The following is a 23,066-nucleotide window of genomic DNA, read 5'->3' as shown; positions in this document are numbered from 1 at the left end:
CCGGCGCTCCCCCCCCTGCGGCGTCCGTACCGCCATCCGCTCCACCAAGCAAAACCGCTCGCGGCCCCGCCTTGACTTTTCTTTGTGAATGCCCATTAACTAAGGCATGAGGAAACGTCTCGAAAGCGATGTCCGCCGGGGACAGATTGCCGACGCCGCCCTCAAGCTGGTGGTCTCGGAGGGAGTCTCCGCCCTGACGGTCAAGAATATCGCCAAGGAAGTGGGGGTCACGCCCCCGGCCCTGTACCGGCACTATGCCGGAAAGACGGAAATCCTGGCCGCCGCGCTGGACCACATTGTGGGCATCTACACGGAAAACCGCCACCGGGTCTCTCGGGAGACCGGCGACGCTGTGGAATTGCTCAAAGCCCTCTTTTTCTCCCACGTGCGCCTGTTCGAGCGGCATCCGGCCGTGCCGGTCTTCTTCTATTCGGACCTGCTTTGGCGGGAGGAACCCATCCTGGGCAGACGGCTCAACCGGCACCTGAAGGAAATGGAAGACGAATTGACCGAGGTCTTCCGCAAAGGCCAGGAGGCGGGGCGCATACGGACCGACGAGCCCCCCAAACGGCTCTTCATCGCTTTCCTCGGCCTCTTCACCTCGCTCGGCCTGCTGGCCGGACGCGATCTGTTCCATCTGGACATCGAAAAACAGGCCGAAACCAACTGGCGTATTTTCGAAAACTACATCACCAATACGGACCTCCGTCCGGAACGGACGGAGACGAAATCCGACAACGAAGAGGTGGTCCCATGAAACGCGCATTCGGGCCGTTGCTGACGGGCCTGGCGATACTATCCATCCTGGCGGGCGCAGGCGTCTGGTACTGGCTCAGCCTGGACAAGGTCGAAGAAGGCTTTGCCGAAGGCAACGGCCGCATTGAAGCCACGGAGATCAGCGTGGCCGCCAAGTGGGGCGGCAAGGTGGCCGAAGTCCTGGCCGACGAAGGTGACTACGTGGAGGCGGGCGACGTTGTGGCCCGCATGGACATGCAGAGCGAAAAAGCCCAGGTGGCCGAAGCCCGCGCCGACCTCGCCAAGGCCGAAAGCGCCCTGGAGACGGCCAGGGCGCAGGTTTTCCAACGTGAGGCCGAAGTGGCCACGGCCAAGGCGGACCTGGCCAGGCAGGAGAGCCTGCTCGATGTGGCCCGTAAGAGCGACAGGCGCATCCAGACCCTGGTCAAGAGCGGCGTGGTCTCGCAGCAGGACGCCGACAACAGCCGGGGCGATCTCCAGACCGCGCTGGCTGCCCGGCGCGCCGCCCGGGCCCAGGTCAAGGCGGCCGAAGCCGCGACCGAGGCCGGACGCGCCCTGGTCGCCCAGGCGCAGGCCGACATCAACGCGGCCCGGGCCGTGGTGGTCCGCCTGGAGCAGACCTTGGAAGACGGTATATTGCGCGCGCCCAAGCCGGGACGGGTCCAGTACCGAGTGGTCGAACCCGGCGAAGTGGTCGCCTCCGGCGGCAAAATCGTCAGCCTGGTGGACTTGACCGACGTTTACATGACCTTTTTCCTGCCCGAGATCGAAGCCGGGCGCACCGCCATGGGCGACGAGGCGCGCGTGATCCTCGACGCCGCGCCGCAGTACATCATCCCGGCCAGGATTTCCTATGTCGCCAGCGTGGCCCAGTTCACGCCCAAGGCGGTGGAGACCCGCGACGAACGTCAGAAACTCATGTTCCGCATCAAGGCGCGCATCGACCCGGACCTGCTCCGCCGCTACGCCAGGTATGTCAAGACCGGCCTGCCCGGCGTGGCCTACGTCCGCATCGAGCATGACAAGCCATGGCCCGACCGCCTGGCGGTGAAACTCCCGGAGGAGAACAGGTGACGCCGACCCTGAACGGCGCGGGACATCGGCCGGATCCCGTTGTCCGATTCTCGTCCGTGACCCATCGCTACGGCTCCACCCTGGCCGCCGACGACGTCAGCCTGGAGCTGCCCGCCGGGAAGCTGGTCGGCTTCATCGGCCCCGACGGAGTGGGCAAGTCCACCTGGCTGGGGCTCATCGCCGGAGCGCGCAGGGTACAGACGGGCGAGGTCGAAGTCCTGGGCGGCGACATTCGCGACCGCCGCCACAGGGAAGCCCTGTACCCGCGCATCGCCTACATGCCCCAGGGGCTCGGCAAGAACCTCTACCCGACCCTGTCCGTGCGGGAGAACATCGATTTCTTCGGTCGTCTCTTCGGCCAGTCGAAGCCGGAGCGCGCCCGCCGCATCCAAAATCTGCTCCGAAGCACCGGCATGAGCGCATTCGCGGACCGACCGGCCCGGAAGCTTTCCGGCGGAATGAAACAAAAGCTCAGCCTGTGCTGCTCCCTGATGCACGACCCGGACCTGCTCATCCTGGACGAACCGACTACCGGCGTGGACCCGCTCTCGCGGCGGCAGTTCTGGGAACTCATCGAGCGCATCCGTGCCGAGCGGCCGGGAATGAACGTGCTCATCGCCACAGCCTACATGGAAGAAGCCGAACGGTTCGATTGGCTGGTGGCCGTGGACCAGGGCAGAAAACTTGCCGAGGGAACCCCGGCGGAGCTGCTGAAACGCACGGGAACGGAAACCTTGGAGGGGGCCTTCCTGGCCCTGTTGCCCGAGGAGCGCAAACACGGACACCGCGAGTTGCGGATTCCCCCGCTGAACAGGGGCGAAACGGTGATCGAGGCCCGAGGCCTGACCATGCGTTTCGGCGACTTCACCGCCGTGAACGACGTAACCCTGTCGGTCGGCCGGGGCGAAATTTTCGGTTTCATCGGCTCCAACGGATGCGGCAAATCCACCACCATGAAAATGCTCACCGGACTGCTGGATCCGACCCTGGGCGAAGCCCGGCTCCTGGGCCGCAAGCTGGACGCGGGCAATATGGCCACCCGACGGAGGGTAGGCTACCTGTCCCAGGCCTTTTCCCTGTACGGCGAACTGTCCGTGCGCAGCAACCTGGAGCTGCACGCCAAACTTTTCCATCTCAGCCCGGACGAGGCGGCCCGGCGCATCGGCGAACTGGGGGACCGTTTCGACCTCGCCCGGTACGGCGACACCCTGCCCAACGACCTGCCGCTCGGCATCCGGCAGCGGCTGCAACTGGCCGTGGCCGTGCTGCACAAGCCCGATGTCCTCATCCTGGACGAGCCCACCTCGGGCGTGGACCCCGTGGCCCGCGACGAATTCTGGGGGCTGCTCATCGACCTGTCCCGCAAGGACGGGGTGACCATCTTCATCAGCACCCATTTCATGAACGAGGCCCTGCGCTGCGACCGGGTTTCCCTGATGCACGCGGGCAGGATACTGGCCACGGACTCCCCCGACGAACTGCGCAAGAAGCGGAACGCAGCAACACTGGAGGAAGCCTTCATCGACTACCTCGAAGAGGCGGCGGACGTGGATGTGGAGCCCGGCGACGAGGGGTCCTTCGCGGCCCGGGAAAACACGCGGCCGGGCAAGGCCCACCCCCGGTTCAGCCTGGCCCGCCTGCTCAGCTTCTCCGTGCGGGAAACCATGGAGCTCAGGCGCGACCCCATCCGGATGGGCATGGCGCTGTTCGGCACGATGCTGCTCATGCTGGTCATGGGCTACGGCATCAACCTGGACGTGGAGGACCTGACCTTCGCCGCCCTGGACCAGGACCAGACGCTGGCCAGCCAGAATTATCTCCTCGAATACGAGGGCTCGCGGTACTTCTCGCCTCAAGAGCCGGTGTCGGGGCCGGCCGAGTTGGACAGGCGCATGGTCGCGGGCGATGTGTCCGTGGTCATCCAGACCCCGCCGAACTTCGGCCGCGACCTGGCCCGGGGCGACGTGCCCGAAGCCGGGGCGTGGATTGACGGGGCCATGCCGAGCCGGGCTGAAATAGCCCGCGGCTACGTGCAGGGCGTACACCGCGAATACCTGACCAAGCTGGCCGCCGGGACAGACGGCGCCCAATCCCTCTACGACATGCCGGTGCGCTACAGATACAACCCGGAAATGAAGAGCATCATCGCCATGGTGCCCAAAGTCATCCCCCTGCTCCTGGTGTTCATTCCGGCCATGCTCACCGCGCTGGGCGTGGTCCGTGAAAAGGAAATGGGCTCCATCCTCAACGTCTACACGACGCCTGTGACCAAGCTCGAATTCCTGGTGGGCAAGCAACTGCCCTACATCGCCCTTTCGCTTATCAACTTCGTCTTCATGTTCGCCCTGGCCGTGACCCTGTTCCACGTTCCCTTCACGGGCAGCCTTCCCGCCCTGGCCGCAGGCGCGCTCGTCTACGTGACGGCCACCACGGGGCTGGGCCTGCTCGCCTCCACCCTGACATCAAGCCAGGTGGCGGCCATCGCGGGCACGGCCATCTTCACCCTGCTTCCGGCCATCCAGTTCTCCGGGCTCATCGATCCGGTCTCCAGCCTGGAAGGCGCGGGCAGGTTCATCGGGTCCCTCTATCCGACCACGTACTACCTGCTTATCAGCGGGGGGGCCTTCTCCAAGGGACTGGGCTTCGCCGATCTGGCCGGATTCTTCTGGCCGCTGCTGGCGGCCATCCCCGCGACCACGATCCTGAGCGTGCTCTTCCTCAGGAAGCAGGAGGCATAGGATGCGGAACGCGTTCCTCGACAGCCTGTCCAACATCATGACGCTGGGAATCAAGGAATTCCGCAGCCTGCTGCACGACAAGGCCATGCTGTTCCTGATCCTGTTCATGTTCACGGCCACGGTCTACGCCGACGCCAAGGCCAAGCCGGAATCCCTGAACCGCGCCACCGTGGCCGTGGTGGACGAAGACCAGTCCCAGCTCTCCAGCCGGATCATAGCCGCCCTGCACCCGCCCCAGTTCATGGAACCCGAACTCATCTCCCTGGCCGAAATGGACAAGGGCATGGATTCCGGACGCTACACCTTCGTCCTGGACATTCCGCCCGACTTCGAGCGGGACGTCGCCGCCGGACGGGCTCCGGCCCTCCAGCTCAACGTGGACGCCACCAGGCTGTCCCAGGCCCAGACCGGCACCAGCTATCTACAAAACATCGTTGACGGAGAAATCCGCGCTTATGTTCAGCGTTTCCGCGCCCCGGCGGCCACGCCCGTGGACCTGAACATCCGGGTCTTCTTCAACCCCAACGTCAGCCAGTTCTGGTTCGCGGCCATCAACTCCATCGTCAACAACATCACGTTGCTCGGCATTCTCTTGACCGGTGCCGCGCTCATCCGCGAAAACGAACACGGGACCATCGAGCATCTTCTGGTCATGCCGGTCACGCCGCTGGAAATAATGCTCTCCAAGGTCTGGTCCATGGGGCTGGTGGTCCTGCTTGTTTCGACCATGTCGCTCCACGTCGTGGTCCAGGGCGTTCTCGGCGTGACCATCAACGGCTCCACCCTGCTGTTCGCCTGCTGCACCCTGCTCTACCTGTTCGCCGCGGCCTCCATAGGCATCTACATGGCCACCCTGACCAGGACCATGCCCCAGTTCGGCCTGCTGGCCATCCTGGTCCTCCTGCCCCTGGAAATCCTGTCCGGCGGCACCACCCCGCGAGAGAGTATGCCCGAAGCCATCCAGTGGATCATGTCCCTGGCCCCGACCACCCACTATGTGTCCCTGGCACAGGCCATCCTCTTCCGGGGAGCCGGATTGCCGGTGATATGGCCGTCTTTCCTGGCCATGGCCACCATCGGGGGCTTCTTTTTCTGGTTCGCCCACCGCAGGCTGCGCAGCATGATCGGCACCCTGCGCTGACCTACGAGGACCGTCCCCCGCCGTAGAGATCGCGGACCACGTCCAGCCACGCCCGGGCCGCGCTGGACAAATAGCCGCCCCTGCGCCAGATCACGGCCATGTCCCAGTCCGTGTACGGCTCCTCCAGACGAACGAGGCGCACGGCGTCGCCGCGCCGCTCCTCCGCGATGAGCCGCGGCAAAAAGGCCACGCCCAGCCCCGCCTCGGCGAGCTTGCAGATAAAACCGATCTGGCTGCTCTTGGTGATGACCGCAGGCTCGAATCCCCGGCGGCGGCACGCCCCCAGGATAATCCGGTTCAAGGCGAACCCGTCCTCGAAGAGGATAAACGGCACGTCCCGCACGCGGTCCAGGGGCATGGATTCCAGGCTCGCCTGGGGATGGTCGGGCGAAAGCAAGGCCACGAGCGGCTCCCTGCGAACCGGCAGCCACTCGAAATCCTCGGGCACGGGCAGCAGGGAAGCGGCCAGCTCCACACCGCCGGCCCGCAGGACTTCCTCCAACTGATCGCTGCCGTGCTCCACCAGCCGTATCTCCACGCCGGGAAACCGCTTGCGGTACTCGGTGAACACCGGCGCGAACAGCGCGCTGGCCCCGATCTGCGGCAGGCCGAGCACAAGGGTGCCCCTGGTCAGGCCGCGCAACTCGTCCAACTCGCGAAGCATGTCGCCCCGTTCGGCAAGAAGCCGCTTGCCCCGGCGGAAGACCACCTCGCCCGCGTCGGTCAACGTCACGCCCCGCGCTCCACGTTCCAGCAGCCGGGAATCCAGCTCGTTCTCCAACTGGCGCACAGCCTTGCTCACCGTCGACTGGGTGGTGAACAGCCTTTCGGCCGCACGGGAAAATCCCTGCTGCCGAACCACTTCCACAAACATCTGAATCTTTCGAAATTCCATGGCTATTCCAATATGGAATTATATCAAGTTCCACAAGTCATTTGCTTCATCACTAAACCGGCCCTACTTTCCCGCAACGAGGTTCAAAATGAGTACACGCACCATAGCCGTTCCGTTCCGTAGAAAATTCCACCACAGCCGGCTGGCCCAGGTAGGGCTGCTTTTCGCAGTCTGGCTGGCCAGCGAAGGATTCGTCCGGGCCCTCCACATTCCCATTCCCTCGGGCATTATCGGCATGTTCATCGTGTACGTCCTGCTGGCCTGGCACAAGGTCAGCCCACTGAGCCTGCGCCGGGGCGCGCAGTGGTATCTCGGCGAGATGCTCCTGTTCTTCATCCCCGCCGTGCCCGCCGTCACCGCGCATCCGGAGTTCTTCGGCCTGCTCGGTCTCAAGATCCTGGCCGTCATATTCCTGGGCACGCTGTCCGTGATGAGCGCCACGGCCATGACCGTCGATCTGTTTTATCGTTGGAGAGTTCGTCATGAATGATGCTTCATTCTGGACCGGCACCGTGGCGCAGGCCTGCGGCTGGTCCCTGCTGACCATAGGCCTGTATTTCGCCGTCAAACGCGTCTATCGGCGATGGGGACGCTGGTGGCAGATGCCCCTGGCCCTGACCCCGTTGCTGGTCATCGGCGTCGTACTGGCGTTGCACGTTCCCTATCGCGACTACTACCATTCCACGGGCTGGCTCATCGTGCTTCTCGGCCCGGCCACCGTGGCCTTCGCTGTTCCCATTTACGAGCAGCGGCAACTGATACGCCGCTACTGGGCCATACTCGGCGCGGGCATGTTGGTGGGCACGGCCACGGCCATCCTGACAAGCTGGGCCTTCGCCTCCCTGCTCGGCATCGACGGGGCGCTGCGCCTTAGCCTGCTGCCGCGGTCCATCAGCACCCCGTTCGCCATGGACGTTTCCCGCGACATCGGCGGCACGGCCGACCTGACCGCCGTCTTCGTGGTCATCACCGGCGTGCTCGGCTCCATCCTCGGCGAGTTCATGGTCGCCCGCCTCCCCCTGCGATCCCCCCTGTCGCGAGGGGCCATGCTCGGCGTGGCCGCCCACGCCGCAGGCACGGCCAAGGCGCACGAAATCGGGGCCGAAGAAGGCTCCGTGGCCGGTCTTCTCATGATTCTCGTCGGGATGCTCAACGTCTTCGGCGCAACCATCTTCGCCGCCCTGAGCTAGCCCTGCTCAATCCCCCCATACAGGCTGGCCGACACTAGCGGCTTCCCTCCGATCCAATTCGCAAGGGAGCCCGGAGGACAGGGTCTACCCCGCCCTGTCCTCCGGAAAACAAATTCCCCAGGCCACACCCCGACCGATTCACAACACCGCTCCCGGCCTTTCATTCCACCTGTCGACAACAGAACTTCCCCCCAACCGGCTAAATCGCCGGAATACCCCACGGAAAAGGCAATATTCCCCACCCAAAGGCGCTTTTAGGGAAGGATCGTCGCGATCATAAACAGGGCAAGCCCCCAGGGGGCGGAGCCCATATTTATCGCCAGCCATGCCCCACGGGTCTTCAACCGCGAGAACAACTCCGGCCGCAGACGGCGGCAACACCTCATAAAGATTCTGTGCGAAAGCAAGGGGAGAGCCTTTTACTTTCCATGCCATCCGGCACGTAACGGCATCTATACTTGTGCAAGAGGGGGTGGACATCCCCACCATTCAAGCGATTCTTCGACACAAGAACTTGATGACCACGACGCGGTACATACACCGGCTGGGCATTACCAAGAACGTCTTAAAAGACGGGCTTGGTTAACATGCAACAAAGCCCATATGTGGACGCTTTCGGACTTTTCCTTCGCCCGCGCGTACTTGTTGAGAATGGCAGCCTGTACTATGCTCGGTCATCAAATCAGAAGGACGCCCCATGAGTGACAACGCCCCTGCCCCGCAATCTCAAATAGACATCTTTCCGGCCCCGGATGGAAACATCCGTGTCGAGGTTCGCTTCTTGGATGAAACGGCCTGGCTTAGCCAGAAGCTCATGGCTGAGCTCTTCCAGGTTTCGATTCCCACGATCAACGAGCACCTGAAGAACCTGTTCGCAGACGGGGAGCTGGCTGAAGGGGCAGTTGTTAGGAATTTCCGAATAACTGCTTCGGACGGGAAAGAGTACCTGACCAAGCACTACAGCCTGGATGCCATCATTGCTGTGGGCTACCGCGTCCGCTCGTCCGTGGGCGTCCAATTCCGTCGATGGGCTACCGAACGGTTGCGGGAGTACATGGTCAAAGGCTTCACCATGGACGACGAGCGGCTGAAGAATCCTGGCGGCTGGGATTACTTCGATGAGCTGCTTGAGCGCATCCGGACGATCCGGGCCTCGGAGAAACGATTCTACCAGAAGGTCAGGGATCTGTTCTCGCAGACCAGCGCCGACTATGACGGCAACTCAGAAACCGCCCAGACTTTTTTCAAAACCATCCAGAACAAGATGCTCTTCGCCATCACCGGCAAGACCGCCGCAGAAATCGTGATGACGCGGGCCGACGCCGCCCAGCCCAACATGGGCCTGACGAGCTTCAAAGGGGATGTCGTCCGCAAAGGCGATGTGGTTACTTCCAAGAACTATTTACAACAAGATGAACTCGCCAAGCTGGACCGGCTGGTGACCATGTTCCTGGATCACGCCGAGGATCGTGCCGAAAAGCGGCAACGCATCACCATGCAGCAGTGGGTTGAGATCGCCGATAAATTCCTTGAGTTCAATGAATGGGAGGTGCTGACCAACGCGGGTACGGTCTCTCATAAGCAGGCCGAGAAGCACGCCCATGGCGAGTACAAGGCGTTTAATGAGGCTCGTAGGCAACGGGAGCTGGAAGAGGCTGAAATCGAAGCCGAGCGGGATTTTGAGGAGTTGGTGAAGGGGATTGAGCGGAAAGGCGATTAGATTGTTTCTGAACAAAAAAGGTTATAGCAAAAGCCATAACCCTTATTGAAGTTTATTTGAATATACTGCGTTGAATTGGTCTCACCACTCCAGTGCCGCTGAGTGGGCTAAAATTCTTTGAAGCACTTCACCCTCTCGTTCATCCTCACGTTTTTGGATCGCAGAAGCAAAGCTGAATACCTTGCAATAATTATTTTCGTTTTGAGCTTTTCGCGAGATTGACAGACTATTTTGATCACCTGACCCATTCGATGGTGGGTCGAGTGGGAGTCTGTACTGGTCGTCCTGCTTACTCGGCTTACCCATGACTTCCTCCCTTGTTTATTCCTTCACAATTTATGTGATGAATATAAAAAAAACAAGCCCACTCTCTTCACGCGCCGAAAGTACGCCTCCTAGTCGGGCAACCTTTTTTGGTCAAGTTTGATTTCGGTAAGATACTCGACAATTTTTGCTTCGTAATCGGTAAACCGGTCGAGGGAGTGTCCTAAAAAAGGTTTAGATTTTCTGGTATTTATTTCTTCTACACCACAGGTTTGCTCGTTTTTGCGGTCCATTTGTCGGAAAAGCCTTGAGTATTTTGTGGGACCAACTCCCTCAAATGCGACAATTTCTAATTTTTTTGGCGTGTTAGATGGCTTGTCGGCTGTGCTGATGGAGTCGTTATGCAGTTCTGTTGCTAAGCTTTTCTCATATGGTTCAATGTAGAAGACGCGACTGATCCCCGCAGCGACTATGTGGCGCGCACAATTGTGACAAGGGTATGTGGTGCACAGGAGAGTAGCGCCTTTGGCTCCAGAGCTTCCCGTTCTAGCTAGAGTAGTTAGTGCATCCATTTCGGCATGAATAGCTCTTGAATATTCAATAATATTATTAATGCCAACAGTCTTACAAATCCTATTAAACCTTTCTTCCGTTAACGCGTTCTCTTCTGGAAGTTTTTCATTAATTAACTCAAGCATCTTTTGTTTCATGACTTTCTTTTTTACGTCATTTCTACAGGTTTCAGTCCCCCATCTAAAACAACGCCCATCGGGAGAATCTGTTGCTGTATACAGGCCTCCTTCATAGCGAGGGACATCATTCCTACCTGTCGCGATTACGTCCCCCTCCTTGATAATTGCAGCACCGACTTGTCTTGAAATACATCCTGAGCGTAAGGATGAACAATATGCTATCGCCATTCCGTATTCTTCAACGGTGGGAGTGATTGTGTTGGCACCTAATATAAGATCTACAAATCGTACAAGGCTTGCTTTTATTTCCTTGCTGTCAACGTCGGTGTTTCGAAAGAAAAAATCGGACAAATGAATTGTGTCGAGTAGCTGCTGTCCTTTTTTTTCTTCTTCTGACTTGTCCGTTTCAATGATCGTATGAGCTGTTGAAGGGCTCATACCTTTTTCGTGCTGTAGACGCTGAATACGAATATCTTCAGGACAAAGCACTCCAAATAAATAAAACATATCGCCATATACTTTTCTAAGAAGCCGTTCTTCATGAGGATGTTTGAGGCTATCAATTATCGTCGCGTACCTCCTTTCTGTTGGATCATTCAATATCCCAGTAGATGGATGGGTTTTCTCACGACCTAACTTTATGTCCTGGATAGCAAGCATTGCCAAGACATCTTCTCCATATTTTCTCCTTAGACCGGTTCCTTCTTGTTGAAGTAGTTGGATACGTTCGGCATGATCATTTACATGAATGCTTTTTGTTGAGTGCTGTTTGATAATGGCGCTGAGTTGGATGTGGCGAACGGTGTATTCGCGCTCTTCTAGTTCTTTTCCTAATCTCTCTGCTATTTTTGTAGTCCCACTCCCCGCAGCGCCACAAAAAGCAATAACCAACTCATTAGTTTCTCGATCAATGATTTTGTCATACGGCTTTTGGGTTTTGCCTTTTCTTGCTTGGTCAAGTTTCATTGCGCTGTCCATCGGAACTCCTTGGGCTTCCTTTGTAATCAAATTTTGCCGCATAATTCTATATTTTATCGTTGTTGCCAAGGGTGCCGATCCATATTTATAAAAGAAAAGAAGCAAAAAGGCCCCGAAGAGAATACTCTCCGGGGCTTTTCAGCACCAATTTACACGAAATTTTACACGCAGACAAAAAAACGGGCTACAGCTTCCGCTGTAACCCGTTGATTTGTCAGTGGCGTCCCCAAGGGGGTTTGAACCCCTGTTGCCGGCGTGAGAGGCCGGAGTCCTAGGCCACTAGACGATGGGGACGCATTATGGTGGGTCGTACTGGGCTCGAACCAGTGACTCTCTGCTTAAAAGGCAGATACTCTACCAACTGAGTTAACGACCCAACGACCCGTTAGGGAACGTATGAGTATCCATTTGGCTTTCCGGTGTCAAGCACATTTTGAAACTTCGTCCCTCTTTAACATTTATCTTGCAACTTGCCGGAATCTCTGCAAATTTAAAGTTTTTCTTGCAAAAAAAATCTACCGTGTTATATTCCCGCTCCCATCCGTTATTGGAATTAAGCCACCAAGGAGCACAAATATGACACGAAAAGACCGCACCGAAGGGATTTACTCCCGCCGCGAGGTCCTCGACGAGTCCGAACGCAGGCAGTATTGCCAGTTGCAGTTGAAAGAGCTGCTCTCCTACGCCTATCGATACTCCGAGGACGTAAAGAAGCGGTTCGACCGCGCACAGTTCAACGTGGACAAATTCCGCACGCTGAACGACCTCAAACATATCCCCATCATAAAGAAAAAGGAACTCATTTTCCTCCAGTCCATGGGTCCCCGCCTCGGCGGGCTGCTGACCAAGGACCTTGGCGAATTGCAGCGCGTGTTCCTTTCCCCCGGCCCGATCTTCGACCCCGAAGACCGTTCCGAGGACTATTGGGGCTGGACCGAAGGCTTCTACGCCGCGGGCTTCCGCTCCGGCGACCTGGCCCAGATCACCTTCAACTACCATCTGGCGCCCGCGGGCCTCATGTTTGAAGAACCCCTGCGCAACCTTTCCTGCGCCGTGGTTCCCGCCGGTCCGGGCAACACCAACTCGCAGATCGAGATCATGCAGAAGCTCCGCGTTACCGGCTACGTCGGCACGCCCAGCTACCTCATGCACCTGGCCCAGAAAGCCGAAGAGGCCGGTCTCTCCCTGCGCAAGGACCTCTTCCTCGAAGTCGCCTTCGTCACCGGCGAAAAATTCTCCGAAAAGATGCGCTCCACCCTGGAAAAGAAGTTCGACTGCATCATGCGCCAGGGCTACGGCACCGCCGACGTGGGCTGCATCGGTTACGAATGCTTCCACAAGTCCGGCCTGCACCTGTCCAACCGCGCCTACGTCGAAATCTGCCATCCCGACACCGGCATTCCGCTCAAGGACGGCGAAGTCGGCGAAATCGTGGTCACCGCCTTCAACCGCACCTACCCGCTCATCCGACTCGCCACCGGCGATCTCGGCTACCTGGACCGCGCTCCGTGCGCCTGCGGCCGCACCTCCCCGCGCCTGGGCGGCATCGTCGGCCGCGTAGACACCACCGCCCGCATCAAGGGCATGTTCGTCTACCCCCACCAGGTCGAGCAGGTCATGGCCCGGTTCGAAGAGGTCAAGCGCTGGCAGATCGAAGTCACCAACCCCGGCGGCATCGACGAAATGATCCTGTCCATCGAGGCGGGCCAGTTCAACCAGGAGGACGAGCTGCTCCACCTCTTCCGCGAGAAGATCAAGCTGCGCCCCATCCTCAAGGTCCTCGCCCCCGGAACCCTGCCCCCGCAGATCCGGCCCATCGAAGACAAGCGCACCTGGGACTAAACGCCCATCGACACAACATAAAAGACCAGCCCGGCATCACTGTCGGGCTGGTCTTTTTTTTGCCTCCGGCGGCCGGGGAAAGGAGAGGAAAAACCCTTTGAAAAGGGTTGTTTCCTCTCCTTTCCCCGGCCGCCGGAGGCGCCTTCTCTTAAGCCGGTTGCGCGAGCTCTTCCGGCAGGCCGAAGACCTTGTGGGTGAACCGGACGTACCAGGCGGCGGACTGGACCTGAATGATATAGGCCATGGCGATGACCAGAGCCGCGTCGGAGCCTTGCGCGCCGAAGGCGTTGATGGCGATGGCCAGGGCGATGGACAGGTTGCGCATGACCGAGCCGTAGACAAGGGCGATGGCGTCGCCGCGCGGGAGCAGCGACCGGCCCACGAGAGTGGATATCAGGAAATTGGCCCCATAGAGCAACACCAGCGGCACGAGGATGTCCAGCAGCACGCCGGGGGCGGCCGCAATGGTCTTCGCCTTGAGGGCCAGGGCCACGAAAACGATGCCGAGCACGCCCACGGTGGACAGGCCGGGAAATTTCGGCCCCAGCTCCCGCTGGAACCGCTCCTGGCCGTATCGCTTCACCAGAAACCGCTGGGTCAAATAGCCGAGCGCCATGGGCAGGAAAACGATGAACAGAATCTGCTTGAATACGGCCGAAACCTGCATCTCGATGGCCGTTCCCATCAGGGCCTGGACATAGAGCGGGGTGGCCAGAGAACCGGCGACAAGGCCGATGACGGTCATCTTGACCGCCGCCGACATGTTGCCTTTGGCGAACCCGGTCCACGAAATGGTCATGCCGCTGGTGGGAACCAGCCCGGCCAGAAGCAGCCCCAGGGCCATATACGGATTATCGCGGAAGAAGAGGAGGCCGACGCCGAAGGCCAGGAAGGGAGTCAGCCCAAAATTTATGAGCTGTGTCAGGATTTGCGCCTTGGCGTCGCCCCCCTCGAAAACCTTGCGAACCTTGAGGGTGACCATCATGGGATAGACCATGAGAAAAGTGAACGGGACGATGGCCCCCTTGAGCCAGCCGGTATCCGCCCACAGGCCGTAGGCGAATCCGGCGAACATCATCGCGGGGATGGCATAGATCAGATTCTTGGTAAGTTTCTGCAATATCTTGAACATGGGAAAACTCCTCGCCGAGGGGCTATTCCTGGCCCGAACCGGCCATCTCGGTCTCGCGGCAATCCGGGTCGGAGCAGCAGGGGGCTTCGCCGTCGCGATACACAACCACGCCGTTGCGCACGGGTTCGACGATGTACCGCCTGGAACATTCCCCGCAATTGACGTAGAAGGGTGCGTAGCTGTCGAACTCGCCCGTTTCCCGACCGGCATTGCAATAGGGGCAGTGGATGGTGGCGCTCATGGGGGACCTCCTCGCTTTTTGTCGTTCTGGCCCCAAGATAGGCGCACGGCCGACCGGCGGCATTGATCTCGATCAACATTCAGCATTTTTTCGGACGTCTCCATGCAGCCACTCGACCTCAAGAACGAAATCAGCGCTTTCCCGATCTTCGCCAAACTCGACGAGTCCCAGCTCGACCGGCTGGCCGCCCACGCCGAAGTCCTGCGTTTTCCCAAGAAGTCCCTGTTCTTCAGCGAGGACAACTCCGCTCAGGGGCTGCACGTGCTCCTGTCCGGCCAGGTCAAGCTCTTCAAGCTCGCCGAAGACGGCAAGGAGCAGACCATATTCGTGTTCGGGCCGGGCGAACCGTTCTGCCTCTGCTCCTCCTTCTCCGACGGCAAACTGCCCGCCAACCTCGGCGCACTCGAAGACAGCCGGGTCCTTTTCATCCGACCTCCCGAATTCGAACGGCTCGTCCGCGAAGATCCGACCATCCTCCTGACCATGATGCGGGTCATGTCCCGACGACTCAAAGAAGCCATGGACATGATCGACTCCCTGTCCCTCAAGCAGGTCCCGTCCCGACTCATGGCCTACTTCGAAAGCCGGCACCGCAACGGCCGCGTCTCCCTTGATCTTTCCCACCGCGAACTCGCCAAAATCATCGGCATCACCCCCGAAGCCCTGTCACGCACCCTGCGCAAAATGGCCGACAACGGCGACATCCGCATGGACGGAGCCGAAATCATCCTGCCGCAAGCCGAATAACGGCTTGATGAGATAGGGCGGAACGGGCGGCAGAAAATGCCTCCGGCGGCCCCTTCGGGGAGACCAGGGCGCTGCCCTGGACCCGGCAGGGAGCAAAGCCCCCTGCACCCCCATCGCCCTCGCTTCGCTCGGGTAGAGTGACGACGGCAGGCGTAGGCAGGCCGCCTGACCCGGGCCAAGCGTGATGGGCGCACAGTCTGTGACATCGGGTATAACCGTGAGGACCGCCGCTCCCGCGACTATCCCCCGCACCTGAACACCAATTACCAGGACTTTGAGTATTCGCTCATGGACAACTGGCTCCAGACGGCGGACAACAACCGCTACACCCACGACAAAAACGGGTTGCGCTCCGTCAAGTCTTGTAACGGTGCCCCCGTGGAGGCATACCGCTGGCATGACATGCTTCGTATGGCTGGCTTCCATGACGGGCAGCACAGCTTTGAGTTCATCTACCATGACGGAGAGCGTGTCCCCTTTGCCATGCGGCGCAGTGACGGCACGATTTTCGGCCTGTTCAGCGATCAGGTCGGTTCATTGCGGCTGGTTGTAGACATCTATAATAATGTGATAAAAGAAGTCATGTACGAGCCCTTTGGCGGTATCATCTCGGACTCCAACCCGGACTTCCGCATCCCTATCGGGTTTGCCGGGGGGCTGCATGACCGGGACCTCGGCTTTGTCCGATTCGGCTGGCGCGACTACGACACCTTCACGGACCGTTGGACCGCGCCCGATCCTCTTGGAGACCAGGGTGGCGACCCGGATTGGTACGCTTACTGTCTCGATGATCCGGTCAATGGCGTGGCCCCCATGGGATTAGCGTTCTGGCTCTCCGTTTTTTGGGGAAAAGAGGGCGAGTGGAAAACAAGACAAATTTGGAGCGCGAAGGAAAACGCTTGCGAAAAATGCCAGGCTCTCAATGGCACGATCATCCCGGATGGGGCTGACATTGACTCCTTGCGGCCCCATCCCAATTGCAAATGTGAAGCAAAGGAAGCCCGCGAAGGATTCGAGTTTGGTGAATGGGAATGCATATGGACGGGGCCTACGCTCGGCTATGAATATGTGGTTTTCAGTTCCCCAATTACTGGAGCGGCTCTTTCTGTTCGGTGGTCCAAAAAATATGCCATCCTTGAAGAAAGGACCAAAACAAAAGTGCGAATCTGTGAGGGTGAGCGAACTATTCTAAAAGAACTGAAGGAAAACCGAAAGCGCTATGAGTATGAAGTCAGGTGGAATAAGGGCATTTGCTGGGTTGGTGGGGACGATCCGTCACAATGTGAGTATTACCTTATCACAACCCCTTGGACCGGAGAAACAATCCGGCATCCCCCTCCGCCTGGGCCGTAGCCTGCTGATCGCATGTGCAGTAGGGTTCCTTTTCGCGTCCAATGTTGCGGCGGGCCAAGGGCTGTGTCCGGCAGACTTCATGGGGCCACCTCCGGGTACTGTCTACCATTACCTTTTCCAGTTCAGCCCGATGACTTTGACCCTTACGGGAATACGCAAAGACGACAAAGGCGGATGCCTGGTAAAAGAAGAAGTGACGGCTACCATACCGGATGCCGGGGTTCAAAAGACTGTTCGTGAGTACATTCAATATATTGATGGTACTCGGCTGATGGAGGCCCCTTTGTCAAAGGGAGGGAGCATCCCGCCGCTCATACGTCTGGACGTGGACGGTGCGCAGTGGGGAATTCCTGTAACCCTGGTTAATACAGGTGAACAGGTCTCCACGGATTGCAACATTGTATCGGTCAAGAAACAAAAATTGTTCGGAAAGACCCGGACCGTCCTTACAGTTAAGGGAAAGTATTGTGTGCCACGCAAATATGCCTCGGGCATAGGGCTGATTGAAGAAGCGGATATGCGCCTGACCCGTATAGAGCATGGCGCGGCACAATAGAGATTCTTCCCGCAATCGAGACAAAGACCAATAGACAGCCGTCCTGTCGGCTTCGATGGGGCGGCTTCTTGGTTTGTGACACAATTTGCTGCACAACCTCCCATATTTTATAGGGAACCATCGTTGTCTCTTGATGTCCGCCAGGAATAAGCCAAGTTTCATTCCTTGAGTCGGAGTCGGTTCCGCCTATCCCCTCGCCATCGCCTGCGGTGGTCACAGCACAAGCAAAGGCGGCATGGCAAGAATCACGTACCAAAACAGTGCCGGTATCCATCCGGCGAGACACGCAGCCATGCGCATAAGAGTGGGTTTAGGTTGCCTGGTTGAACCAACTTGTTAGTTCAACCGGCAAAAGCCCTTTCTGCGTTATCGGCCTGGGGGCCTGATCAGATTCCTGGAGCCGGGACAGAAACGGTAAAAGTGTTACCTATGTTCCCAGGCAGAAGTGTCACCCATATTCCTGGTTGCACAAAACCCTTTGAAAAGGGCTTTCCCTCTCCTCTTCCCCCCGGACCCCCCATCTCCTCTCCCTTCCGAAACTTTTTGTGGCCGCTTCGCGGGGGCGAGTGTTGAAGTACGCCGGATGGGATGAATGGAATTGAAAAAAGTGGGATTTATAGAGGCGGCTGTTGGGGGTGCCTATTTGACGATCATGACGGAGTTGCGGGCTTTTTCCGCGACTTCGTGGGACACGCTGAATCCCTTGGCGAACCATGGTTTGAGGGATTCCGAGGCCAGGATGAGGGAGAAGTCGTAGCCGATGGTGATGATGGTCTCCACCGGATCGCCCACCTCTACGAGGATTTCGGCCGGAGTGGTGCCGAGGGAGCCGAGTATTTGCGCGGCCTCCTGCGCGGCCTTCTGGGCCGAGGGCAGGTCCGCCTCGGTGGGGGCCACGGACAGGATGGAGAGCGGATGGTGGCTGGACTGGAAGTACCGGCTGACAATGGGGAGCATGGCCCGGGACTGGTCGGTGTCCTGGACGCAGACCAGGTGATTGCGGCCTGGTTCGAGGTGCCGGGCAACGATGACCGAGCAGTGCGCGTGGGCGGCGATCTTGAGGGCGAGGGGCTTGGGGGAGAAGAACTTTCTGAGGCCGGTCATGGGTTCGGGCGAAGCGCCCACGACGATCACGTCGGCGTTGAACCGCTTGGCCTCGTCGGCCACGGCGGAGGTCACGTCCGAGGCGGTGCGCAGCCTGAGGGAGACGATGCCGCCGCAGGGGTTTTCATAGTCGCGGACGTATTCGCCCGCCGGATCGCCCTTGATTTCGCTGTGCTTCCATTCCCGGCGGGCGCCGGGCTCGATTTCGCCCAGCTCCACCAGAATGTCGCGGGCGGCCTTGAGCTGGCGAAGGCCGGGCAGTTCCAGGCCCCAGTCCAGGACGTTCTCGCGGGCCACGCGCACTTCCATGCCGCCGGAGTTGAGGCCGCTGTCCAGGGGGCGGACGTAAAGCAGGGTAATGTCGGCGCAGTTGGCCTTGCTCAGGCGGACGGCGTAACGCAGGCTGGCGTAGGCCTCGGGGCCGCCGCCGATGCAGATGAGGATTTTCAGTTTTTCGTCGTCCCTGGTCATGGGCAACTCCTTACAAGCCGATGAGGGGCCAGTACAGTTTGGATGCCGTCAGGAGCACGATAAAGGACATGAGCGCAATGCGCCACCCCACTTTCATGAAATCCGAGGGGCGCAGGTAGCCCGAGGAATAGACGATGGTCGACGCCGGGGTGCCGATGACCGTGAAGTAGGCGAACGCGCTGGATATGGCGGTGACCATGCCCACGGCCATGGGGTTGGTTTCGGTGCCGATGGCGATGGTCAGCACGATGGGGCCGAGCACGGCCACCGCGGCACCGTTGCTCATGGTGTTGGTTATGAAGGTGGTCAGGAGCATGACCGCGGCGAGAAGCCCGAGGCCCGAATCGAGTCCGAACGGAGCCAGCCCCCCCATGAACAGGTCGGCCACCCAGGCGGCCGCGCCCGTGTCGCGCATCTGCACGCCCAGCGAGATGGCGGCGGCGTAGAGCAGAACCACGCCCCAGTTGACCCCTGAGTTGAGGTCCTGCCAGCGGACCAGCCCCGTGACCAGAAAAAGGACCGCGCTGAGAATGGCGATGGTGCCCATGCCGAACCGGGAGGAAAAGCCCACCCAGCCCACCAGGGTCAGGATGAAGAGGAGGATGGCCACGTAGTGGCGGCCGGTGAGCGCGCCTTCGCTGCCAACCTGCTCCTTGAGCTTTTCCACGGCGGGACCGAGGTCGTGGATGTCGGTTTTGAAGGTCCGGCGCAGGATGAAGTGCATGAGCGGCAACTGGATGAGGAAGATGGGGTAGGCGTAGATCATCCATTGCAGGTAGGAAACCGAATACTTGTGGGTCGCCGGATCGCCCGGGACGTAGAAGAAATCCCGCAGGTAGTCGATCATGATGGCGTTGCGCGCTCCGCCCGACGGCGTGCCGATTCCGGCCATGGCGCAGGCGTAGGAGATGGAGAACAGGAAGAGTACGGCCAGGGCGCGTTGCTGGTCTCGGTCGTCGGTGGCCAGTTGGATCAGCGACAGGGCCACGGGCAGCATCATGGCGGCCACGGTGTGTTCGCCGATGAACGAGGCGAGCAGGCCGGAGAAGATGGAGATGCCGAAGGCGATGGAATAGGTGTTCGAACCCGTCACCCGCACGATGAGCAGGGCGAGCCGCTTGTCCAGCTTTTGCTTGACCAGCGCCACGGCGAGCATGAGGGAGCCCATGATGAACAGGACCGAGTCTTTCATCAGGGATTTGGCCACCAGGGAGGAGTCCAGGCCGAGCAGGAAGACCTGGCCCAGGACGATGAGCAGGGCCACGGCGGGCAGGGGAATCGGTTCGGTGATGAACAGAATGGTCGCCCCCACCGTCATGACGAGCACGCGCCATCCTTCCGGCGTCACGCCTTCGGGGGCGGGCAGGAGAAGCATGACGGCCTGTATGGCCAAGGTGATGAAAAACCAACGTTTTTCTCGGAGATAGTGAATCACGATGGGGGGAGTATACACGGCCCGGGAAAGAGGGGCCAGCCCAAAGCGCGGGGGCGTGACAGGTTATAGCGGGATTTGCAACCGGCCGAGTATTGGGTATTGTGTCCGAGTCCGAAAAGTTCCGCATCCCAACTGCAACCAAGGAGATTGCCCTTGAGACGCACCCTGTCCGCCCTGTGCCGCAACGAACCCGGCGTCCTGGCCATGATGGCCCGGGAGTGCGGCAAATATGACGCCAACATCCTCTCTCTGGCCGCCGGGGAGACCGAAAATCCCCAGGTGTCCCGCATCGTGCTCTGTGTGGAGGGCGAGGACGAGGCCATAGACAAGGTAGGCCGCTACCTGGAGTCCCTGGATGTGGTCATCCAGTTGGACGATCTCTCCCGCAACGATTTCGTGGACCGTGAACTGGTCATGATAAAGGTGGCCATGGACCCGGCCAGGACCGGCCAGCTCATGCAGGTCTTCGAGGTCTTCCGGGCCCACGTTGTGGGCATGGGGCGGGAGACCGTCACCGTGGAGATGTCCGGGGACCAGAATCGTGTGGAAGGACTCATCAGGATGGTCGCGCCCTACGGAATCAAGTCCATGTGCCGGTCCGGCATGATCGCCCTCAAGCGCGGGGACGAGTAGGTGTCCGGTTTCACTCCCATAACCTGTTTGAAAGAATTGGTGCAGGCCGCCCTGGATATCTCCCGTTCCGGGGCCATGCCGAAAGTCGCCATCGCCCGCCCCGCCGAAGGATTCGTGCTCCGTGCGGCGCTGGAGGCGTACGAGCGGGGGCTGGCCGAACCGATCCTCGTGGGCGACAGGGAGGAGACGGAGCGTGTGGCCGGGGAGCGGGGACTCGATATTTCCCCCTTTCGTCAGGTCTCCGCCGCCGATCCCGCCGACGCAGCGGGCGAGGCCGTCCGGCTTTTCCGCGAGGGCGAGGCGCAGCTCATAATGAAGGGCCTCGTGCCCACGGCCACGCTGCTCAAGGCCATTCTCGACAGGCGGACGGGGGTGGCCCACGGCGAGCGCATCCTGAGCCACGTGTCGGTTTTCGAGTCCCCGGTGGACGGGCGGCTCATGCTCATGACCGATCCCGGCGTCAACATCTCCCCCACTCTGCAACGCAAGGTGGACATTCTCAAGAACGCGTTGGACGTGGCCCGGATGCTCGGTATGAAGACCCCGCGCGCGGCCATCCTCGCGGCCACGGAGAAGATCAATTATCCGGCGATGCCCGCCACCCTTGACGGTGACATCCTGACCAAAATGGCTCGTCAGGGGATGTTCGGCGACGCCCTGGTGCTCGGGCCGCTCTCCCTGGATATCGCGGTGTCCCGCGAGGTCGCGGCCACCAAGCGGTTCGAGAGCCCAGTGGCCGGGAACGCGGATATTCTCGTCACCCCGGACATAGAGGCGGGCAACGTCCTGTACAAGTCCCTTTCCACGCTGTGCGGCTGCATAATGGCCGCCGTGGTGGTGGGCAGCCGGGTGCCGGTGGTGGTCCCGTCCCGAGGGGATTCGGACGCGAGCAAGTTTCACTCCATCGCCCTGGCCTCGGTCCTGGCGCACAGGAGCCGGGCATGAGCATTCTCGTCATCAACCCCGGGTCCACGTCCACCAAGGTGGCCCTGTTTCAGGACGGCGGCATCCTCGCCGCCGAGGAGCTGCAACATTCGCGCGCGGATTTGGCGGGCTTCGCCCGCGTGGCGGACCAGTTCGATTTCCGGATGCGCGTCGTGGCCGAGTTCCTGGGCAAGACCGGCACGGACCCGAAGCGCATTCGCGCGGTGGCCGCGCGCGGCGGCCTGCTGCGTCCGCTGGAGGGCGGCGTGTATGCGGTGTCGGACGCCATGGCCGCCCATCTGTTCGAAGCCCGTTACGGAGAGCACGCGTGCAACCTGGGCGGGCTTCTAGCGTTGGCGCTGTCCCGGCAGTGGAATGTGCCCGCCTATGTGGTGGACCCGGTGGTCACTGACGAGATGATGGACCGGGCCAGGCTGACCGGGCTGCCTGGGCTGGAACGCCGGAGCATCTTCCACGCCTTGAACCAGCGCGGGGTGGCCCGTATCGTGGCCGGGCGGCTGGGGGTGGAATACGAGACCGCGAATTTCATCGTCTGCCACATGGGCGGCGGCGTCTCCATCGGCGCGCACCGCCGTGGCCGCGTGGTGGACGTCATCAACGCCCTGGACGGCGAAGGGCCGTTCACGCCGGAACGCACCGGAGGGCTGCCCCTGGTGCCTGTCCTCGATATGGTTCACAGCGGGGAGCGCGGTTATGACGAGCTGCGCCAAACCATCCTCAGCCGGGGCGGGCTGACCGCCCATCTCGGCACCAATGACCCGCGCGAGGTCCTGGCCCGCATGGAGCGGGGCGACGAGCACGCCGGGCTGGTCTTCCGGGCCATGACGTACGGCATCGCCCGGCACATCGTCTCCATGGCTCCCTGTCTTGTCGACGACGAGGGCTGCCTCGATCTGGCCGCCGTGGTCCTGACCGGCGGTCTCTCCCGGAGTCGTCCCCTGGTCGAGGAACTGTCCCGCCAGGCGGGTTTTCTCGCTCCGGTGGAAGTGGTTCCGGGCGAGGTGGAGATGTTCGCCCTGGCCGAAGGAGCCTCGCGGGCCCTTTGCGGCGTGGAGCCGGTCCGAACCTATCGCGACGATTAGGCGCGACCCGTTATAATCGCCAGGAAATCATGGCCTCGATTCGCGCTTGTGGTGTAATGCCACGGCGAATTTCGGTC

At 60.3% G+C, this 23,066-nt stretch carries 20 protein-coding genes, 2 tRNA genes and 1 pseudogene; 15 read left to right on the top strand and 8 right to left on the bottom strand.

The features are described 5' to 3' along the window. The first annotated feature begins 106 nt into the window (after positions 1–106). From PSN43_RS00315 to PSN43_RS00300, 4 genes are read left to right on the top strand one after another with little or no spacing between them, the layout of a single operon-like run. Entirely contained in the window at positions 107–757 is a 651-nt protein-coding gene (locus PSN43_RS00315; protein WP_272698716.1) for a TetR/AcrR family transcriptional regulator, read from the top strand. Beyond that, positions 754–1,830: an HlyD family secretion protein gene (locus PSN43_RS00310; protein ID WP_272698715.1), complete on the top strand. Its 1,077-nt coding sequence runs from the start codon at positions 754–756 to the stop codon at positions 1,828–1,830. Before PSN43_RS00315 ends, PSN43_RS00310 begins: the two co-directional genes overlap by 4 nt. Further along, positions 1,827–4,568 carry a ribosome-associated ATPase/putative transporter RbbA gene (gene rbbA / locus PSN43_RS00305; protein WP_272698714.1) on the top strand — a complete coding sequence of 914 codons (2,742 nt, stop codon included), beginning with the start codon at positions 1,827–1,829 and terminating at the stop codon, positions 4,566–4,568. The genes PSN43_RS00310 and rbbA overlap by 4 nt, the downstream gene beginning before the upstream one ends. Position 4,569: 1 nt before the next feature. Further along, positions 4,570–5,709 (top strand): ABC transporter permease, encoded by a 1,140-nt coding sequence (locus PSN43_RS00300; RefSeq protein ID WP_272698713.1) that lies wholly within the window; start codon positions 4,570–4,572, stop codon positions 5,707–5,709. A gap of 1 nt (position 5,710) precedes the next feature. Here the strand turns inward: PSN43_RS00300 and PSN43_RS00295 are convergent, their stop codons facing one another. Next, the gene (locus PSN43_RS00295; protein ID WP_272698712.1) at positions 5,711–6,604 is read right to left on the bottom strand and encodes a LysR family transcriptional regulator; all 894 of its coding nucleotides are present in this window, start codon (positions 6,602–6,604) and stop codon (positions 5,711–5,713) included. Positions 6,605–6,692: 88 nt separating this feature from the next. On the opposite strand from PSN43_RS00295, the gene PSN43_RS00290 reads away from it, so the two are divergent. From PSN43_RS00290 to PSN43_RS00280, 4 genes and pseudogenes are all read left to right on the top strand, one after another. Continuing rightward, a complete protein-coding gene (locus PSN43_RS00290; RefSeq protein WP_272698711.1) occupies positions 6,693–7,094 on the top strand; it encodes a CidA/LrgA family protein in 402 nt (133 codons plus the stop codon). Continuing rightward, on the top strand, positions 7,087–7,794 hold the full coding sequence (locus tag PSN43_RS00285) for an LrgB family protein (RefSeq protein WP_272698710.1): 708 nt from the start codon (positions 7,087–7,089) through the stop codon (positions 7,792–7,794). Before PSN43_RS00290 ends, PSN43_RS00285 begins: the two co-directional genes overlap by 8 nt. 415 nt (positions 7,795–8,209) lie before the next feature. After that, a pseudogene (locus PSN43_RS15955) lies at positions 8,210–8,380 on the top strand (tyrosine-type recombinase/integrase); the annotation flags it as partial. 228 nt (positions 8,381–8,608) lie between these two features. Beyond that, positions 8,609–9,514, top strand: a complete 906-nt coding sequence (locus tag PSN43_RS00280; protein ID WP_272698709.1) for a virulence RhuM family protein — start codon at positions 8,609–8,611, stop codon at positions 9,512–9,514. A 395-nt stretch (positions 9,515–9,909) separates the two neighbouring features. Here PSN43_RS00280 and PSN43_RS00275 read toward each other — a convergent pair whose 3' ends face one another. The 3 genes from PSN43_RS00275 to PSN43_RS00265 form a co-directional block, all read right to left on the bottom strand. Next, positions 9,910–11,448, bottom strand: coding sequence for an anti-phage dCTP deaminase (locus PSN43_RS00275; RefSeq protein WP_272698708.1), 1,539 nt, complete (start codon positions 11,446–11,448; stop codon positions 9,910–9,912). Between the two features lie 218 nt (positions 11,449–11,666). Beyond that, positions 11,667–11,742, bottom strand: a tRNA-Glu gene (locus tag PSN43_RS00270). Between the two features lie 6 nt (positions 11,743–11,748). After that, positions 11,749–11,824, bottom strand: a tRNA-Lys gene (locus tag PSN43_RS00265). Between the two features lie 200 nt (positions 11,825–12,024). Between PSN43_RS00265 and PSN43_RS00260 the strand changes: the two genes are divergently transcribed. Beyond that, a complete protein-coding gene (locus PSN43_RS00260; RefSeq protein ID WP_014322828.1) occupies positions 12,025–13,290 on the top strand; it encodes a phenylacetate--CoA ligase family protein in 1,266 nt (421 codons plus the stop codon). A 148-nt stretch (positions 13,291–13,438) separates the two neighbouring features. Here the strand turns inward: PSN43_RS00260 and PSN43_RS00255 are convergent, their stop codons facing one another. Together PSN43_RS00255 and PSN43_RS00250 are read right to left on the bottom strand one after the other, a co-directional pair. Then, positions 13,439–14,422 (bottom strand): arsenic resistance protein, encoded by a 984-nt coding sequence (locus tag PSN43_RS00255; RefSeq protein WP_272698707.1) that lies wholly within the window; start codon positions 14,420–14,422, stop codon positions 13,439–13,441. Positions 14,423–14,444: 22 nt separating this feature from the next. Then, positions 14,445–14,663 (bottom strand): hypothetical protein, encoded by a 219-nt coding sequence (locus PSN43_RS00250; RefSeq protein WP_272698706.1) that lies wholly within the window; start codon positions 14,661–14,663, stop codon positions 14,445–14,447. 102 nt (positions 14,664–14,765) lie between these two features. Between PSN43_RS00250 and PSN43_RS00245 the strand changes: the two genes are divergently transcribed. The 3 genes from PSN43_RS00245 to PSN43_RS00235 all read left to right on the top strand — a co-directional run bounded on the left by PSN43_RS00245 (position 14,766) and on the right by PSN43_RS00235 (position 17,319). Further along, entirely contained in the window at positions 14,766–15,410 is a 645-nt protein-coding gene (locus PSN43_RS00245) for a Crp/Fnr family transcriptional regulator (protein WP_272698705.1), read from the top strand. 288 nt (positions 15,411–15,698) lie between these two features. After that, positions 15,699–16,763 (top strand): RHS repeat domain-containing protein, encoded by a 1,065-nt coding sequence (locus PSN43_RS00240; RefSeq protein WP_272698704.1) that lies wholly within the window; start codon positions 15,699–15,701, stop codon positions 16,761–16,763. A gap of 130 nt (positions 16,764–16,893) precedes the next feature. Further along, positions 16,894–17,319 carry a hypothetical protein gene (locus PSN43_RS00235; protein ID WP_272698703.1) on the top strand — a complete coding sequence of 142 codons (426 nt, stop codon included), beginning with the start codon at positions 16,894–16,896 and terminating at the stop codon, positions 17,317–17,319. A 639-nt stretch (positions 17,320–17,958) separates the two neighbouring features. Here PSN43_RS00235 and PSN43_RS00230 read toward each other — a convergent pair. Further along, positions 17,959–18,894 carry a universal stress protein gene (locus PSN43_RS00230; RefSeq protein ID WP_272698702.1) on the bottom strand — a complete coding sequence of 312 codons (936 nt, stop codon included), beginning with the start codon at positions 18,892–18,894 and terminating at the stop codon, positions 17,959–17,961. 10 nt (positions 18,895–18,904) lie between these two features. Then, entirely contained in the window at positions 18,905–20,329 is a 1,425-nt protein-coding gene (locus PSN43_RS00225; RefSeq protein WP_272698701.1) for an SLC13 family permease, read from the bottom strand. A 153-nt stretch (positions 20,330–20,482) separates the two neighbouring features. Between PSN43_RS00225 and ilvN the strand changes: the two genes are divergently transcribed. Genes ilvN through buk form a run of 3 tightly spaced genes read left to right on the top strand, consistent with a single transcriptional unit; the run spans position 20,483 to position 22,989 of the window. Beyond that, complete coding sequence (gene ilvN, locus PSN43_RS00220; protein ID WP_272698700.1) at positions 20,483–20,962, top strand: acetolactate synthase small subunit; 480 nt, start codon at positions 20,483–20,485, stop codon at positions 20,960–20,962. After that, positions 20,963–21,907, top strand: a complete 945-nt coding sequence (locus PSN43_RS00215) for a bifunctional enoyl-CoA hydratase/phosphate acetyltransferase (RefSeq protein WP_272698699.1) — start codon at positions 20,963–20,965, stop codon at positions 21,905–21,907. It begins immediately after the preceding gene. Then, positions 21,904–22,989, top strand: a complete 1,086-nt coding sequence (gene buk, locus PSN43_RS00210; protein ID WP_272698698.1) for a butyrate kinase — start codon at positions 21,904–21,906, stop codon at positions 22,987–22,989. The genes PSN43_RS00215 and buk overlap by 4 nt, the downstream gene beginning before the upstream one ends. The last annotated feature ends 77 nt before the right edge of the window (positions 22,990–23,066 follow it).

The organism is Desulfovibrio sp. Fe33 (assembly GCF_028532725.1).
In the GTDB taxonomy this organism is placed as follows: Bacteria; Desulfobacterota; Desulfovibrionia; order Desulfovibrionales; family Desulfovibrionaceae; genus Pseudodesulfovibrio.
This window is presented reverse-complemented; position numbering and strand designations above follow the sequence as displayed.

What these genes read in the sequence shown, in the direction of transcription:
- PSN43_RS00280 (WP_272698709.1), top strand. Translation starts at nt 8,609, where the DNA reads ATGGCTGAGCTCTTCCAGGTTTCGATTCCCACGATCAACGAGCACCTG.
- PSN43_RS00290 (WP_272698711.1), top strand. Translation starts at nt 6,693, where the DNA reads ATGAGTACACGCACCATAGCCGTTCCGTTCCGTAGAAAATTCCACCAC.
- PSN43_RS00245 (WP_272698705.1), top strand. Translation starts at nt 14,766, where the DNA reads ATGCAGCCACTCGACCTCAAGAACGAAATCAGCGCTTTCCCGATCTTC.
- PSN43_RS00310 (WP_272698715.1), top strand. Translation starts at nt 754, where the DNA reads ATGAAACGCGCATTCGGGCCGTTGCTGACGGGCCTGGCGATACTATCC.
- PSN43_RS00300 (WP_272698713.1), top strand. Translation starts at nt 4,570, where the DNA reads ATGCGGAACGCGTTCCTCGACAGCCTGTCCAACATCATGACGCTGGGA.
- PSN43_RS00260 (WP_014322828.1), top strand. Translation starts at nt 12,025, where the DNA reads ATGACACGAAAAGACCGCACCGAAGGGATTTACTCCCGCCGCGAGGTC.
- PSN43_RS00250 (WP_272698706.1), bottom strand. Translation starts at nt 14,663, where the DNA reads ATGAGCGCCACCATCCACTGCCCCTATTGCAATGCCGGTCGGGAAACG.
- PSN43_RS00275 (WP_272698708.1), bottom strand. Translation starts at nt 11,448, where the DNA reads ATGGACAGCGCAATGAAACTTGACCAAGCAAGAAAAGGCAAAACCCAA.
- PSN43_RS00230 (WP_272698702.1), bottom strand. Translation starts at nt 18,894, where the DNA reads ATGACCAGGGACGACGAAAAACTGAAAATCCTCATCTGCATCGGCGGC.
- PSN43_RS00255 (WP_272698707.1), bottom strand. Translation starts at nt 14,422, where the DNA reads ATGTTCAAGATATTGCAGAAACTTACCAAGAATCTGATCTATGCCATC.
- PSN43_RS00285 (WP_272698710.1), top strand. Translation starts at nt 7,087, where the DNA reads ATGAATGATGCTTCATTCTGGACCGGCACCGTGGCGCAGGCCTGCGGC.
- buk (WP_272698698.1), top strand. Translation starts at nt 21,904, where the DNA reads ATGAGCATTCTCGTCATCAACCCCGGGTCCACGTCCACCAAGGTGGCC.
- PSN43_RS00235 (WP_272698703.1), top strand. Translation starts at nt 16,894, where the DNA reads ATGACTTTGACCCTTACGGGAATACGCAAAGACGACAAAGGCGGATGC.
- PSN43_RS00295 (WP_272698712.1), bottom strand. Translation starts at nt 6,604, where the DNA reads ATGGAATTTCGAAAGATTCAGATGTTTGTGGAAGTGGTTCGGCAGCAG.
- PSN43_RS00240 (WP_272698704.1), top strand. Translation starts at nt 15,699, where the DNA reads ATGGACAACTGGCTCCAGACGGCGGACAACAACCGCTACACCCACGAC.
- PSN43_RS00315 (WP_272698716.1), top strand. Translation starts at nt 107, where the DNA reads ATGAGGAAACGTCTCGAAAGCGATGTCCGCCGGGGACAGATTGCCGAC.